Raw genomic sequence first — 14,852 nt, 5'->3', positions numbered from 1 at the left:
GCCGCCCAACGGGCCGGCGCCGAGCGCGCCGCCATCAACGCCCCGATGCAGGGCACCGCCGCCGACATCATCAAACGGGCGATGATCGACGTGGCCGGCTGGATCAACGGCCACCGCCAGCAGGCGCTGATGCTGATGCAGGTCCACGATGAACTGGTGTTCGAAGCCGATGCCGATTTCGTGCCGCAGATGCTGACCGAGGTCAAGGCGCGCATGGAGGCGGCGGCGGAACTGAAGGTGCCGCTGTTGGTGGAGGCCGGGATCGGGGCCAACTGGAATGAGTCGCATTAACCCGGGCACTAAAGTTCACAAAGAATTTACAGTTGCGCGCCGGGAATTCACCAACCATTCTGGCCCCGTATGCTTCCCCTGGCATGCGGGGCTTTTTTTCAGCTTTGTTTCAGGGCCCGCTTGATGAACTCCGGCTGGGCCAAAGCGCCATGGTGGACGCCGGCATTGTAGTACTCGGTACGGAAGGTCTTGGCGGCGGCGTCCGCGCTGCGGAAGGCGGCGAGATCGCGACCGTCCTTGGCGGCGATGGTGCAGCTCCACCAGCCGGTCGGGTAGCAGGGCTGCGGGAAGGGCAGGGTCCGGAAACCGCGGAAGCCGGCATCGGACATCGCGCCGATCATGTCCCGGATCAGGTCCATCAGCGCCAGCGGCGATTCGCTCTGCTGCACCAGCAGGCCATCGGCGCGCAGCGCCCTGAAGCAGTTTTCATAGAAGGCGCGGTTGAACAGGCCTTCGGCCGGACCGACCGGGTCGGTCGAATCCACGATGATGATGTCGATGCTGCCGGGCGCGGCGTTCTGCATGTAGGCGATGCCGTCGTCGAACATCACGGTGGCGCGCGGGTCGGCGTTGCTTTCGCACAGTTCCGGGAAGTATTTCTCGGCCATGCGGGTGACCTGCTCGTCGATGTCGCACTGCACCACGGTTTCGACGTCGGCATGCTTGAGGCATTCGCGCAGGGTGCCGCAGTCGCCGCCGCCGATGATCACGATGTTCTTCGGCGCCGGGTGCGTGTAGATCGGCGCGTGCGACATCATCTCGTGGTAGAAGAAATTCTCGCGCGTGCTGACCATCATCGCGCCGTCGATCACCATCAGGTTGCCGAAGTCGGTGGTTTCGAAAATCTCGATCTTCTGGAACGGCGACTGCACCTCGTCCAGCTTGCGCACGGTCCGGAAACCGATGGCCGAGCCGGTGTGTTCGAAGTTCTCGTAAAACCAGGTGGAGTCTGCCATGGCGGGTGCATCCTGAGGGCGGTAAAAGTGAGGCGAATTGTATCCGATAACCGGTGCCGGGGGGTACAATACGCGTCCCAAACGAGGATTCCTGCCCATGAACGCCTGGTCGGTCGACGACGCCAAACAGCTGTATTCCCTGCCGTTCTGGTCGGAAGGCTATTTCGATGTCGATGGCCGCGGCCGTGTCTGTGCCCAACCGCTCGGTCCCGAGGGTCCGCGCCTGCCGATTCCCGAGCTGATCGAACGCGCCTGCGCCGACGGCGTCAAATTGCCCTTACTGTTGCGTTTTTCCGACATCCTGCCGCACCGCCTGCAGGCCATGCAGCGCGCCTTCAATGCCGGCATGGGCCATCTGGGCTACAAGGGCGGCTACACCGCGGTGTACCCGATCAAGGTCAACCAGCACTTCGGCGTCGCCGGCGTGCTGGCCGCGGCCGGCAATGAGCAGTTCGGCCTGGAAGCCGGTTCCAAGCCGGAGCTGATGGCGGTGCTCGCGCTGGCCAAGCCGGGCAGCGTGATCGTCTGCAACGGCTACAAGGACCGCGAGTTCATCCATCTGGCCCTGCTCGGCAAGCAGCTCGGCTTCGACACCACCATCGTGGTCGAGAAGCCTTCGGAGCTCGACATGATCCTGCAGGAAGCGGCCAAGCTCGGCGTCACGCCCGGCATCGGCGTGCGTCTGCGCCTGTCCACGCTCGGTGCCGGCAAATGGCAGAACTCCGGCGGCGACAAGGCCAAGTTCGGCCTGTCGCCCCGGCAGGTGCTGGATCTGGTCGCGCGCCTGCGCGACGCCGGCCAGCTCGACTGCCTGCAGCTGCTGCATTTCCACATGGGTTCGCAGATTTCCAACCTGCGCGACATCGCCGCCGGCATGCGCGAAGCGGTGCGTTATTTCGTCGAGCTCAGCAAGGCCGGCTGCATGATCCGCTTCATGGATTCCGGCGGCGGACTCGGCGTCGACTACGAAGGCACCCGCTCGCGCGGCGCGTGTTCCGTCAACTACCGTCTCGAGCAGTTCGCGCAGACCCTGATCCAGCCCCTGCAGGAGGCCTGCGCCGAGCACGGCCTGCCGGAGCCGCGGATGATCACCGAAGCCGGCCGCGCCATGACCGCGCACCACGCGATGATGGTGGTCAATGTTTCGGAAGTGGAGCAGGCCCCGGACGGCGACGTGCCCGGCGCGCGCACCGGCGAGCCGCTGGTCATCAAGCACCTGCGCGATCTGGCCAGCTCGGCCTCGACGACCGCGCCCTGCTCGATGACCTGTTCTACGCCATCGCGCACGCGGTGCGCCGGCAGCTGAATCCGGATGACAAGAGCCACCGCGAAGTATTGGACGAACTCGACGAGCGTCTGGTCGACAAATACTTCGTCAATTTTTCCGTGTTCGAATCGATTCCCGATGTCTGGGCCATCGACCAGGTGTTCCCGATCATGCCGATCGCGCGCCTGGACGAACGTCCGGAACGTCACGGCGTGATCGCCGATCTGACCTGCGATTCCGACGGCCGGGTCGATACCTATGTGCAGTCGCAGACGCTCGGCCACTCGCTGCCGCTGCATGCCCTGAAGCAGGGCGAGAGCTACCGTCTGGGCGTGTTCATGGTCGGCGCCTATCAGGAAACACTGGGCGACATCCACAATCTGTTCGGCGACACCGACACCGCCAATGTCAGTCTGGACGCGCTCGGCGGCTACCGCATCGAGCGCCAGCGCAAGGGCGATACCACCGACGTCATGCTGGATTATGTCGGCTACCGTCTGGACGAACTACGCGCCCGCTACCGGCATCTGGTCGAACATGCCGGCCTCGATGCGGCAGCCTCGGCCGCCGCGCTGGCGGCGCTGGAAACCGGCCTGACCGGCTACACCTATCTCGAAGAAACCCCGCACGGAGCGTGATATGAATGCCATTACCCGCGTCGGCTTCATCGGCCTCGGCGCCATGGGCGCACCGATGGCCGGCCATCTGCAGACCAAGGGCCTGCTGGCCGCCGTCGGCAACCGCACGCCGGAAAAGGCCGAAACCGTGGCCGCACAGCGCGGCGTCACGGCCGCGATGACGCCCGCCGATTTCGCCGGCTGCGATGCGGTGGTGCTGTGTGTGTCGAAAGATGCCGATGTGCTGCAATGCTGCCGTGATCTTGCCGGCGTTCTGTCTGCCGGTGCTTTGGTCATCGACCATTCCACCGTTGCGCCGCCGCGCTGCTGGCGGAATCCGGCATCGCCTTTCTGGATGCGCCGGTCTCCGGCGGTGTCGAAGGCGCGCGAAACGGCAAGCTGTCGGTCATGGTCGGCGGTGACGCCGAGGTGCTGGCGCGCGCGCAGAATCTGCTGTCGGCCTATGCGCTGCGCGTGACCCACATGGGGCCGACCGGCGCCGGCCAGGCCACCAAAGCGGTCAATCAGGTCCTGGTCGCCGGCATCGCGCAGGCGGTCTGCGAAGGCCTGGCCTTCGGCGAGGCGCTCGGACTGGATCCGGAGTCGCTGGTGCCCACGCTCGCCGCCGGTGCCGCCGGCAATTGGTTCCTCGACAAACGCGGTGCGACCATGATGGCCGGCAACTATACCCCCGGTTTCAAATCCGCCCTGCTGCTGAAAGATCTGCATATCGTGCAGGCCATGGCCGATGCGCTCGGCCGGCGTTACAGCGTGGTCGAACAGAGTCTGGCCGACTACGCGAAACTGGTCGAGGCCGGTTTCGGCGAGGAAGACACCTCGGCGCTGATCCGCCTCAAGCGCGGCGGCTGAGCGGGACTTACTTGAGCTTGATGCTGGCGGCGGCGATGCCGATGCCGGCCAGATTGGCCTTGGCGGCTTCCGCGGCCCTTGCGTTGGGATAAGGCCCAAGCCGGACGCGGTACATGGTTTTGCCGTTGATTTCGGCAGTTTCCACCCGCGCGCTTTCGCCGGCCAGGGCAATGCGCGCTTTCAGGTCATCGGCATCGGCATTGCGTTCGAAAGCGCCGGCCTGCAGCAGATAACGCGCTTCTGCGGCGGCTTGCGCCGGCGCGGACTCCGGCTTGGCGGCGGCGTCGGCGGGGTCCTTTTGGACCGCCTCCGCCGGCACTTCCGGTACGGCCGACGGATCCGGTTCGGTACCCGCGGCGACATCCAGGGTTTCCTGTGTCGGCAGCACGTCGTAAAAACTGTAATCGGTATCCAGCACGCCGTCTTCGGTGCCGCTGGCCGGCGGCTCGACGCCGGCTTCGGCGTCCTTGTCATTATCCTGGTTGCTTTGCGGCACGGGCACTTCGGCGGTCTGCGGGGCGCTCAGCAGGCTGTACTGCAGATAGCCGAAGTAGGCCAGCGCACCGATCAGCAACCCGGCCAGCAGCCAGGCCCAGGCCGGCGTGCCTTTGCTGCCTTGGCGGCGGGCCTGGGTCTTCTTCGCCATTACATGCGCTCCGGTGCCGAGACGCCAAGCAGCGCCAGGCCGTTGCTCAGCACCTGGGCGGTGGCTTTGCACAGGCCGAGGCGCGTGCTTCGCAGTGCTTCGTCCTCGCTCAGGATGTCGCAGTTCTCATAGAACGAATGGAAGGCATTGGCGGTTTCGCGCAGATAATTCGCCAGAATCTGCGGCCCGCGGTTGGCGGCGGCCGACTCGATGATTTCCGGGAAGCGCATCAGCTCGCCGAGCAGTACCGTTTCGGCGTCGCTGTCCATCAGTTCGCGGTTGGCCACGGCCATGCTGTCGTTGTAGCTCCACTGCTTTTCGCGCAGCTTGCGGAACAGCCCGGCCGAGCGGGTGATGGCGTATTGGATGTAGTACACCGGGTTCTCTTTCGAATGGCTCTTGGCCAGGTCGAGGTCGAAGTCCAGATGCTGGTCGTTGCTGCGCATCACGTAGAAGAAGCGGGCGGCATCGTTGCCGACTTCTTCGCGCAGTTCGCGCAGGGTCACGAAACTGCCGGCCCGGGTCGACATCTGCACGCGTTCGCCGCCGCGGTAGAGGATGGCGAACTGCACCAGCTGGATTTCGATTTTCGATTCATCCAGGCCAAGGCCCTTGGCCGCCGCTTTCAGGCGGACGATGTAGCCGTGGTGGTCGGCGCCGAAGATATAGAGTGCGCGTTCGAAGCCGCGCTCGAATTTCGACAGCAGATAGCCGATGTCGGAAGCGAAGTAGGTCGAGACGCCGTTGTCGCGGATGACCACGCGGTCCTTGTCGTCGCCGAAATCGGTGGCGCGGAACCAGAGCGCGCCGTCCTGTTCGTACAGGTGGCCGTTCGCCCGCAGGATGTCCACCGCGCGCTGCACGTAGCCGTCGACGCTGAGCGAGCGCTCGGAGAAGAAACTGTCATGGTCGACGCCGAAGCCGTGCAGGTCGTTGCGGATGTCGGTCAGGCAGAAGTCCAGCCCGGCGTTGAACACCAGCCGGTAATCGGCATCGCCGAGCAGGCGGCGGGCGTTGCCGATCAGGGCATCGACATGTTTTTCCTTGTCGCCGCCCTGGCCTTCGTCGTCCGGCACGCCGTCGAAGATGTCGATGGCACCGAACCGCAGGCGATCGCCTTCCTGGGCCCGCAGTGCACGGGCGATGTCGATGACGTAATCGCCTTTGTAGCCGTTGTCGGGGAAGCGCACGGCCACGCCGCACAGCTCGTGGTAACGCAGCCAGACGCTGATGGCGAGGATGTCCATCTGGCGGCCGGCATCATTGACGTAATATTCGCGCTGCACGGCATGGCCGGCGGCTTCCAGCAGATTGGCGACGGTCGCCCCGTAGGCCGCGCCGCGGCCGTGCCCGACATGCAGCGGCCCGTTCGGGTTGGCCGAAACGAATTCAACGGTGACCGATTCGCGCGATCCGGCCTGTTGCCGGCCGTATTCCGCGCCTGCTTCGAACACGCGACGGACCGTGGACAGCAGGCAGCGCCGTGAAATGGTGAAATTGATGAAGCCCGGTTTGGCGACCGCGACTTTTTCGATGTGCTTGGATTCGTCATTGGCATCCATGCTGCCGATCAGCGTTTCGGCCAGCGCCATCGGGTTCATGCCGATGCGCTTGGCCAGCAGCAGGGCGATGTTGGTGGCGTAATCGCCGTGTTCGCGCGATTTGGTGCGCTCGATGACGTAATCGGGCAGTTCCAGGCCTTCGGGGATTTTGCCCTCGCGGCGCAGATCGAGGAGGGCTTGCGCCACCAGTTCACGGAGATGGTCTTTCACGGTCGGGATTCGGATGCCTTGGGAAGCCGTCATTGTATCCCGAACCGGCCGCCGGACGCATCCGGACGCGATTCACAGCCAGCCGTGTTCAGCGAATGAGGTGACCGTATTGCCGGCCACGATGAAGTGGTCGAGCACGCGGATATCGACCAGCGCCAGCGCCTGCTTCAGCCGTACGGTCAGGGCGTGGTCGGCGGCACTCGGTTCCGGATGCCCGCTGGGGTGGTTGTGGACCAGAACCACCGCCGCTGCCTGGTGCCGGAGCGCCTGTTGGACGACCACCCGCGGATGGACTTCGGCGCCGTCGAGGCCGCCGGCAAACAATTCTTCGAAGCGGATCAGCCGGTGGCGCGCATCCAGAAACAGGCAGCCGAAGATTTCCCGCGGACGGTCGCGCAGTTCGGTCCGCAACCAGTGCCGGACCTGCTGGGGATCGTTCATGGCCTGTCCCGGCTGCAGCGGCCGGCACCAGTAACGCGTCCCGAGCTCGAGGCTGGCGGCCAGTCTGCAGGCCGTCCCGATGCCGACCCGGTACTCTCGGCTGAATTCACCGATGGCGCTTTGCTTCAGGACGCGCAGGGCGTCGGGGCTGCAGGCTTCTTCCGGCAATGACGGTGCGCCGCGCTGTGGCGCGCCGATCAACTGCAGCAATTCATGCTCGCTGAGCGCGGCGATGCCATGTGCCAGTGCCTTGTTCTGCAGAGTGATCCATGTGCGGGGTGCGGGTTTGTCCATGCCCTCAGTCTGCGCCCCTGATTTGCCCGCATCTGTCGGAATCCGCGGGCATTTCGGTTAAGCTAATGCGCAGGGCCGTGTCGGGGAAACTGGGTGGCATTTTGAACGGAAAGCATGTTTTGTTGGGCATCACCGGCGGCATCGCCGCGTACAAGTGTGCCGAACTCGTGCGCGGTCTGCGCAAGGCCGGGGCAGACGTGCGCGTGGTGATGACGGCCGCCGCCGAACGCTTCGTGACCCCGACCACCCTGCAGGCCCTGTCCGGGCATCCGGTCCGCGGCAGCCTGTGGGACGAGGCCGCCGAGGCGGCCATGAGCCATATCGAACTGGCGCGCTGGGCCGATGCCGTGCTGATCGCTCCGGCCAGCGCCGATACGCTGGCGCGCCTCGCCGGCGGCCATGCCAATGATCTGCTCAGCACCCTGTGTCTGGCCACCGAAGCCCCGGTGCATCTGGCGCCGGCGATGAACCGGGTGATGTGGGCTAATCCGGCGACCCGGGCCAATGTGGCGGCGTTGCAGGACCGCGGCTTCCGCATCCACGGTCCGGCCAGCGGCGAACAGGCCTGCGGCGAAACCGGCGAAGGCCGGATGCTGGAACCCGGGCAGCTGGTTGCCGCTCTGGCCGGCAGTGCCGGTGCGTGGCAGGGCAGGCGTGTGCTGATTACCGCCGGTCCGACCTACGAAGATCTCGATCCGGTCCGTTTTCTCGGCAACCGCAGTTCCGGCAAGATGGGTTTCGCGCTTGCCGAGGCTGCCGTGGCGCAGGGCGCGGAAGTGCTTCTGGTTGCCGGTCCGGTCCTGCTGCCGACCCCGTCCGGTGTTCGCCGGATCGATGTTCGCAGTGCCGCGCAGATGCATGATGCGGTCATGGCCGAACTGGCCGGAACCGATACCTTCATTGCCGCCGCTGCAGTGGCCGACTACCGTCCGAAGACGGTCAGCGCCGGAAAGATCAAGAAATCCGAGGCGGACGCCACGCTTGCGCTGGAGCGCACGCCGGATATCCTGGCCGCGGTTGCCGGCAGCCCGATGCGCCCGAAGCGGGTCATCGGATTTGCCGCCGAAACCGAGCGCCTTGAGGAATATGCCCGGGAAAAAATGCACAACAAACGCCTCGATGCCATCGCCGCCAATGCCGTGGGCATGCCCGGATCGGGATTCGAAAGTGATGACAACGCACTGACCGTATTCACCCGCACCGGCCGTCACGCCATTGCGCATACCACCAAACGCCAGGCGGCCGATGCGCTTCTGGAAATTCTTCTGGAGCAGTTGCCATGAACCACGCCCTGAACATCGATTTCCGCATCCTGGATGCCCGCCTGGGCGCCGAATTCCCGTTGCCGGAATACGCCACCGCGCATTCGGCCGGTCTGGACCTGCGCGCCATGCTGGACCAGGCGCTGACCCTGCAGCCCGGCGATTGCCATCTGATTCCGACCGGCATGGCCATCCACATCGGCGACGCCGCGGTCTGCGCACACATCCTGCCGCGCTCCGGTCTCGGCCACAAGCAGGGCCTGGTGCTCGGCAACGGCGTCGGGCTGATCGACGCCGACTACCAGGGGCCGCTCATGGTCAGTCTCTGGAACCGGGGCGATTCGCCGCAGACCATCCAGCCCGGCGACCGGATCGCACAGCTGGTTTTCATGCCCGTGCTGCGGGCGCAATTCCGCCATGTCGAGCAGTTCGCCGAAAGCGCGCGCGGTGAAGGCGGATTCGGCCACACAGGAGTCGCCTGATCATGTCTGCAACGCATTCCCGAATTGAACATCTGCGCGGCTGGGTACAGAAGCATCCCCTGCAGACCGCCACCCTGCTTTTTGTCCTGCTCAGCCTCTGGTTCGCTTACAAGGGCGTCGATCTGTACTCCCAGAACAAGGATGAACGCGACATCATCACCGCCAGGGACAATGCTTCGGCGGCAGTGACGGCACGCAGCAATGCCCTGATCAGGCGCATGATCATGGCGCAGAAGAAAGTCGAGCCGGTCACCGCGGCGACCGGCGAGGCGGCCATCATCACCACGTTCCAGGACGCTTTCAAGAACGCCGAAAGCGTCCAGGTCTATACCCCCGGGCTGTCTTCGGCCTACGGCGATGTGGTCCAATTCGGCGCCGGCCGGCTTGCCCTGCTGGAAGCGGCCACCAATGATGCGCAGGTCGCGATCCGGTTCATACAGGTTTCTGGCAGCCGCCGACTGGGCCTGGCCAAGTCGGTCGGCACGGATACCGAGATGCGTCTGGTGTACGTGCAGCTGCCGATGGGCGCGATGGACGGCATCCTGGATGTCACCGAGGAAAAGCACAGCTATCTGGGGCTGCGCCAGGGCCAGATCGATGTGCTTAGCCATGGCGATTCCGGACTGGCAAGCACCGCGGAGATAAACGCGGTCAGCATCGCAAAGACCCCGTGGCGGGTGGTGGCTTCGGCGCCCTTGGCCGAGAAAGGCCTGTTCGAAGCCGGCGGCATCGGTGAGCTGGTTCTGGCCGTTGCCCTGTTCCTGCTCGCTGCCGGATGCTGGTTCGCGCCGGTCTATCTGCGCCGCCGTAATTCGGCGCCGTCCGATGCCGATCCCGATGCCGAGGGTGCGGACATGACCTTGGAACAGATGCGGCAGGCCGGCGTTCTGGCCGCCCAGACACCGCCGCCGCCGGAATTCAACATCAAGGAATCGGCCCAGCCGAAAGTGCCGCTCGAACGTTCCATCTTCCGGGCGTATGACATCCGCGGCATCATCGGCGTCAATCTCGATCCCGGCATCGCCTGCAAAGTCGGCGAGGCGGTCGGTACCATCCTGGTCGAAAAGGGCCTGCGCGGCATCGTGGTCGGCTATGACGGCCGGCTGTCGTCGCCGGGCATGGCGGATGGCCTGTGCGAGGGCCTGGCATCAACCGGCATCGAGGTCATCAACATCGGCCAGGTGCCGACGCCGGTGGTCTATTTCGCGGCCAACACCGGCGAATTCAGCAGCGGCATTTCGGTGACCGGCTCGCACAATCCGCCGGATTACAACGGACTGAAGATCGTCATCGACGGCCATACGCTTTCCGGCGACGCCATCATGGACATCTTCACCCGCATCATCGACAAGAAAATCATCCGGGCCGACAAGCCCGGAAACATCCGCAAGCAGGACGTCATTCCGTCCTACATCGAGCGCATCGCCGAGGATGTCCACATCGAACAGCCGCTGAAGGTGGTGGTCGACTGCGGCAACGGCGTGCCCGGCGCGGTCGCGCCGCAGCTCCTGCGCGCCATCGGCGCCGAGGTCGAGGAATTGTACTGCGAGGTCGATGGCACCTTCCCCAACCATCATCCCGATCCCAGCGATCCGGAAAATCTGCTCGATCTGATCGACATGGTGAAGCACGGCGGCGCCGATCTCGGATTGGCGTTCGACGGCGATGGCGACCGGCTCGGCGTGGTCACCAAATCCGGCGAGGTGATCTACGCCGACCGTCTGCTGATGCTGTTCGCCGAGGACGTGCTCAGCCGCAATCCGGGCGCGGCCATTCTCTATGACGTGAAGTGCACCGGCGCGCTGCAGGGCCATATCCTGCGCAACGGCGGCAGTCCGCTGATGTGGAAAACCGGACATTCGCTGATCAAGGCCAAGATGAAGGAAACCCATGCCGAACTGGCCGGGGAAATGAGCGGCCACTTCTTCTTCAGCGAGCGCTGGTACGGATTCGACGACGGCATCTACGCCGCCGCACGCCTGCTGGAAATCCTCGCCGCCGCGCCCGATGGCGTTCAGGCCAAGTTCGACGAGCTTCCCAAGCTGGTATCGACGCCGGAACTGAAGGTGGAAGTGACGGAAGGCGAGCAGCATGCGTTCATCGCGCGTTTCGTGGAACAGGCCCGCTTTGAAGGCGCACGCATCAGTCTGATCGACGGTGTGCGTGCCGACTGGCCCGATGGCTGGGGTCTGGTGCGCGCCTCCAACACCACGCCGGTGCTGGTCCTGCGTTTCGAGGCAAATGACGAGGCGGGCCTGGTCCGCATCCAGGACGCTTTCCGCACGCAGCTGCTGGCGCTGACGCCGGATCTGAAACTGCCGTTCTGAATCAGGGCTGCGCCGTCGGGACCGCGGCATCGCCGGGTAGCGCCGCACGGCGGCTATCGGCCTCGGACTTCATGATCCGGTATTTTTCAAGGGTCAGCGCGAATTCGGCCTGCAAGGCGCGGTAGCTGACATTCAGGCGGTCCATCTGTTCGGTCTGCTTGGCAACGATGGCCTGCGTATCGGCCAGCATTTTCAGTTTCCCGGCATCCAGAGCCTGGCCGTTCATTTCGGCCTCGCTCAATTCGTTCAAGGTGCTGATCAGCACGGCGCGGCGGGACTGGATGCTGGCTTTCAGCGAGATGATGGTCTGCTTGAGCAGGTCGGTGCGTTCATCGAAGAAACGTTGCAGGTCCTGCTCGGTTTCATAGTTGACCAGCATGCCCTGTTCGATGCGCTTGGCTTTTTCCGCTTCGGCCAGCGCCGCGGCTTCGGCCTGCGCCTGCTGCTCGGCCGCTGCTTTTTCGGCAGGCGAGAGCTGGCTCTGCACATCGCTTTTGAGCGAACCGGTTTTGGCGTTGTATTCCTTGCGCGCTTTGTCGACCGCGTCCGGCGGCAGCTGGTCGCTGATCTGGACCTTGCCGTCCTTGTCGACCCACCGGTAGATCTTCTTTTCCTGCGCGGCCGCGCCGGCAATCAGCGCGGTGCCCAGGAAAGCGGTGACCAGCAGTTTGGCATTCGGCATTTCAGACCCCGTAGTGATTGCGGTAATTCTGCAGCGCCTGCCGGTATTGTGCAAGTTCGGGGTGATGCTCGGCGTAAGCCAGCAGCTCGCCGAGTCCGACGATGCTGTACACCGGGAAGCCGAACTGCTGCTGGATTTCCTGGCTGGCCGACAGTGCCGAGTCCTTGCCCTTTTCCTGGCGGTCGAGCGCGATGACGATGCCCGCCACTTCCGCGCCCTGGGCACGGATGATGTCGATCGATTCGCGGATGGCGGTGCCGGCGGTAATCACGTCATCGATGATCAGCACACGGCCCTTGACCGGCGCGCCGATCAGACTGCCGCCCTCGCCGTGGCTCTTGGCTTCCTTGCGGTTGAAGGCGACCGGTACGTTGCGGCCCCGGCGCGCCAGGGCGATGGCGGCCCCGGTGGCCAGCGGCAGGCCTTTGTAAGCCGGACCGAACAGCATGTCGAAGGCCGCGCCGCAGTCGAGGATGCGGGCTGCGTAGGCTTCACTGACCTGATTCAGGCTGTCGCCGTCATCGAACAGGCCGGCATTGAAGAAATACGGGCTGATCCGGCCGGATTTCAGGGTGAATTCGCCGAAACGCAGGACCTGCCTGCGGACGGCCAACTCCAGGAACTGCTGCTGGTACGGGTGCATTTTCCCCACTTCGCGCGCGCATTGGGCTAATCTTGTGAACAAGTTTATCAGCAGTTGACGGGCATGCGAATCATCAGTTTCAACGCCAACGGCATCCGCTCCGCGGCCAGCAAGGGATTTTTCGACTGGTTCGGCGCACAGAACGCCGATGTGCTGTGCGTGCAGGAAACCAAGGCACAGGAGCATCAGCTCGGCGACGGCCTGTTCCGTCCCGCGGGCTATCATGCCTTTTTCCGCGATGCCAGCACCAAGAAAGGCTATTCTGGTGTCGCCATTTACTGCCGGAATGAGCCGGATTCAGTCATTACCGGTCTAGGCTGGGCGCCGTTCGACGAGGAGGGGCGCTACATCGAGGCCCGGTTCGGCGATCTGTCGGTGGTCTCGCTGTACCTGCCTTCGGGCTCGTCGGCGGAGGAACGCCAGCACTTCAAGTTCAAGGTGATGGAATGGATCCGGCCGAAATTCGCCGCCATGCTGGCCAGCGGCCGGAAAGTCGTGCTGTGCGGCGACTGGAACATCGCGCACACCGCGATGGACATCCGCAATGCCAAATCGAATGCGAAGAACTCCGGATTCCTGCCGGAAGAGCGCGACTGGATGACGGCCTTGACCGCGCAGGACGGCTGGATCGACAGTTACCGCAGCCTGAAGCCGGACGGCCAGGACTATACCTGGTGGAGCCAGCGCGGCGCGGCGCGGGCCAAGAACGTCGGCTGGCGCATCGATTACCAGATGGTCAGCCCGAACCTGAAGCCGGCGCTGCGTGATTGCGCCATCGCCGCCGAACCGAAATTTTCCGATCACGCGCCCTTTATCGTGGACTATGACTGATGACTGAAACGCAATCCTACAAGGGCTGGCAGGGCATCAAGCGCGCCTTCGGCACGCCGTCGGCGGCAACCATGCTGTTCTTCGGCTTCGGCTGCGGTCTTCCGTTCCTGCTCATCGTCGGCGGCACGCTCTCGACCTGGCTGCGCGATATCGGTCTAGCGCTCAGCCTGATCGGTCTGCTCAGTTTCGCCAGTTTCTTCTATGTCCTCAAATTCCTGTGGGCGCCGCTGCTGGACCGCTATGCCTTGCCCTTGCTCGGCCGGCGCCGCGGCTGGCTGTTCGTGTCACAGCTGCTGCTGTTGCTGGCCCTGCTGGCCATGGCTTATACCGATCCGACCGCGCATCTCAGTACGCTGATCGCGTTCGTGGCACTGGCCGCATTCGCCGGTGCGACCCAGGATATCCTGGTCGACGCATACCGGATTGAAATTGTCGAAATCCATGCGCAGGGCGCATTGGCGGCAACGTACACCCTCGGTTACCGCATCGGTTTGATTCTCGGCGGCGCCATGGCGCTGTATTTCGCGGAACTGTTCGGCTGGAAAATCACCTACACCGTAATGGCCCTGCTGATGCTGCTGCCTCTCGCGGCTACGTTGCTGGCGCGCGAACCGAGCGCCCGTGTCGCCATCCGCAAAGTCAGTCTGGCCGAAGCGTTCATTGAACCCTTCCGCGAATTCTTCACCCGCAACGGCGTGCTGCTGGCGCTGGCGTTTCTGGTGTTTGTCGGGCTGTACAAATTTCCGGATCAGATGATCGGCGTGCTGGCCGGCCCCTTCTATCTGGATTCAGGCTATACCAAGGCCGATATCGCCACGGTTTCGAAACTGTACGGGGTCTGGCTCGGCATCGGCGGCGCCTTTATCGGCGGTGTCTGCGTGGCGGCTTTCGATATCCGCAAGCTGCTGGCGGTGGCCGCGGTCGGGGTTGCCGTATCGAATCTCGCCTTCCTGCTGATGGCACAGCATCCCTCGGAGATCTGGGCGTTCTTCGCCGCCATCACCGCCGACAATCTGGCCCAGGGCTTCGCCGGCACTGTGCTGGTCGCGTTCATGTCCGGACTGACCAACCAGAATTTCACCGCCACGCAGTATGCCCTTCTGGTGTCCTTGGCGAATCTGCCCGGAAAGTTCGTCGGTGGCTTCTCGGGTTACATCGTCGAGCAGAGCAGCTATTCCGTGTTCTTCCTGATCAGCGCCGTTTCGGTCATTCCAGCCCTGCTGTTGCTGGCTTGGCTGTGGAAACGCATGGGTTTCGGAACCGATCAGGCCTGATAAACCGCGCCCAAAATGCGCGGTCCGGCTGCGCCGGTGACGTCCACCACATTCCCGGAGCGTCCTTCGAGGCATTGTTTGGCCAGCCAGGCGAACGCCATTGCTTCGACATAATCCGGATCGACGCCGAGAACGGCGGTGGACTGCACCGGGCAGGGCAGCAGCGCCTGCAGGCTGCGCATCAGCAGGGCGTTGTG

General features: G+C 64.2%; 14 protein-coding genes and 2 pseudogenes. 9 read left to right on the top strand and 7 right to left on the bottom strand.

Annotation, left to right across the window (positions count from 1 at the left end):
- Window positions 1–291: DNA polymerase (locus Q0W88_RS09055; protein ID WP_297802499.1), on the top strand; the 291-nt coding region annotated here is incomplete at its 5' end.
- Between the two features lie 98 nt (window positions 292–389).
- Here Q0W88_RS09055 and speE read toward each other — a convergent pair.
- The gene (speE, locus tag Q0W88_RS09050; protein WP_297802496.1) at window positions 390–1,247 is read right to left on the bottom strand and encodes a polyamine aminopropyltransferase; all 858 of its coding nucleotides are present in this window, start codon (window positions 1,245–1,247) and stop codon (window positions 390–392) included.
- A 97-nt stretch (window positions 1,248–1,344) separates the two neighbouring features.
- Here speE and speA point away from each other — a divergent pair.
- The 3 genes and pseudogenes from speA to Q0W88_RS09035 all read left to right on the top strand — a co-directional run bounded on the left by speA (window position 1,345) and on the right by Q0W88_RS09035 (window position 4,001).
- Window positions 1,345–3,152 (top strand): annotated as a pseudogene (speA, locus tag Q0W88_RS09045) (biosynthetic arginine decarboxylase).
- A gap of 1 nt (window position 3,153) precedes the next feature.
- A pseudogene (locus Q0W88_RS09040) lies at window positions 3,154–3,560 on the top strand (NAD(P)-binding domain-containing protein); the annotation flags it as partial.
- On the top strand, window positions 3,540–4,001 hold the full coding sequence (locus Q0W88_RS09035) for an NAD(P)-dependent oxidoreductase (RefSeq protein WP_343212540.1): 462 nt from the start codon (window positions 3,540–3,542) through the stop codon (window positions 3,999–4,001). The pseudogene Q0W88_RS09040 and the gene Q0W88_RS09035, both read left to right, overlap by 21 nt.
- 7 nt (window positions 4,002–4,008) lie before the next feature.
- Here the strand turns inward: Q0W88_RS09035 and Q0W88_RS09030 are convergent, their stop codons facing one another.
- From Q0W88_RS09030 to radC, 3 genes are all read right to left on the bottom strand, one after another.
- A complete protein-coding gene (locus Q0W88_RS09030) occupies window positions 4,009–4,647 on the bottom strand; it encodes an SPOR domain-containing protein (protein ID WP_297802493.1) in 639 nt (212 codons plus the stop codon).
- On the bottom strand, window positions 4,647–6,419 hold the full coding sequence (gene argS / locus Q0W88_RS09025) for an arginine--tRNA ligase (protein WP_297802490.1): 1,773 nt from the start codon (window positions 6,417–6,419) through the stop codon (window positions 4,647–4,649). The genes Q0W88_RS09030 and argS overlap by 1 nt, the downstream gene beginning before the upstream one ends.
- Before the next feature lie 72 nt (window positions 6,420–6,491).
- The gene (gene radC / locus Q0W88_RS09020) at window positions 6,492–7,154 is read right to left on the bottom strand and encodes a DNA repair protein RadC (RefSeq protein WP_297802486.1); all 663 of its coding nucleotides are present in this window, start codon (window positions 7,152–7,154) and stop codon (window positions 6,492–6,494) included.
- A 65-nt stretch (window positions 7,155–7,219) separates the two neighbouring features.
- On the opposite strand from radC, the gene coaBC reads away from it, so the two are divergent.
- Genes coaBC through Q0W88_RS09005 form a run of 3 tightly spaced genes read left to right on the top strand, consistent with a single transcriptional unit; the run spans window position 7,220 to window position 11,225 of the window.
- Window positions 7,220–8,437: a bifunctional phosphopantothenoylcysteine decarboxylase/phosphopantothenate--cysteine ligase CoaBC gene (coaBC, locus tag Q0W88_RS09015; RefSeq protein WP_297802483.1), complete on the top strand. Its 1,218-nt coding sequence runs from the start codon at window positions 7,220–7,222 to the stop codon at window positions 8,435–8,437.
- The gene (gene dut / locus Q0W88_RS09010; protein ID WP_297802480.1) at window positions 8,434–8,898 is read left to right on the top strand and encodes a dUTP diphosphatase; all 465 of its coding nucleotides are present in this window, start codon (window positions 8,434–8,436) and stop codon (window positions 8,896–8,898) included. The genes coaBC and dut overlap by 4 nt, the downstream gene beginning before the upstream one ends.
- Window positions 8,899–8,900: 2 nt before the next feature.
- The gene (locus tag Q0W88_RS09005) at window positions 8,901–11,225 is read left to right on the top strand and encodes a phosphomannomutase/phosphoglucomutase (protein ID WP_297802477.1); all 2,325 of its coding nucleotides are present in this window, start codon (window positions 8,901–8,903) and stop codon (window positions 11,223–11,225) included.
- Window position 11,226: 1 nt separating this feature from the next.
- On the opposite strand, the gene Q0W88_RS09000 is transcribed toward Q0W88_RS09005, so the two are convergent.
- Together Q0W88_RS09000 and pyrE are read right to left on the bottom strand one after the other, a co-directional pair.
- The gene (locus Q0W88_RS09000; protein WP_297802474.1) at window positions 11,227–11,907 is read right to left on the bottom strand and encodes a DUF4124 domain-containing protein; all 681 of its coding nucleotides are present in this window, start codon (window positions 11,905–11,907) and stop codon (window positions 11,227–11,229) included.
- Between the two features lies 1 nt (window position 11,908).
- Complete coding sequence (pyrE, locus tag Q0W88_RS08995) at window positions 11,909–12,550, bottom strand: orotate phosphoribosyltransferase (protein WP_297802471.1); 642 nt, start codon at window positions 12,548–12,550, stop codon at window positions 11,909–11,911.
- A 63-nt stretch (window positions 12,551–12,613) separates the two neighbouring features.
- On the opposite strand from pyrE, the gene Q0W88_RS08990 reads away from it, so the two are divergent.
- Together Q0W88_RS08990 and Q0W88_RS08985 are read left to right on the top strand one after the other, a co-directional pair.
- The gene (locus tag Q0W88_RS08990; protein WP_297802468.1) at window positions 12,614–13,381 is read left to right on the top strand and encodes an exodeoxyribonuclease III; all 768 of its coding nucleotides are present in this window, start codon (window positions 12,614–12,616) and stop codon (window positions 13,379–13,381) included.
- Window positions 13,381–14,655, top strand: a complete 1,275-nt coding sequence (locus Q0W88_RS08985; protein ID WP_297802465.1) for an MFS transporter — start codon at window positions 13,381–13,383, stop codon at window positions 14,653–14,655. Before Q0W88_RS08990 ends, Q0W88_RS08985 begins: the two co-directional genes overlap by 1 nt.
- Here Q0W88_RS08985 and Q0W88_RS08980 read toward each other — a convergent pair.
- Window positions 14,646–14,852, bottom strand: a 207-nt coding sequence (locus Q0W88_RS08980) for an anhydro-N-acetylmuramic acid kinase (RefSeq protein WP_297802462.1), incomplete at its 5' end; no start/stop codon positions are given. The genes Q0W88_RS08985 and Q0W88_RS08980 overlap by 10 nt on opposite strands.

It is taken from the genome of Arenimonas sp. GDDSR-1, assembly GCF_025980345.1.
In the GTDB taxonomy this organism is placed as follows: domain Bacteria; phylum Pseudomonadota; class Gammaproteobacteria; order Xanthomonadales; family Xanthomonadaceae; genus Arenimonas.
Note: the sequence above shows the minus strand (reverse complement) of the source record. Positions and strands in the feature narration are given on the sequence as shown.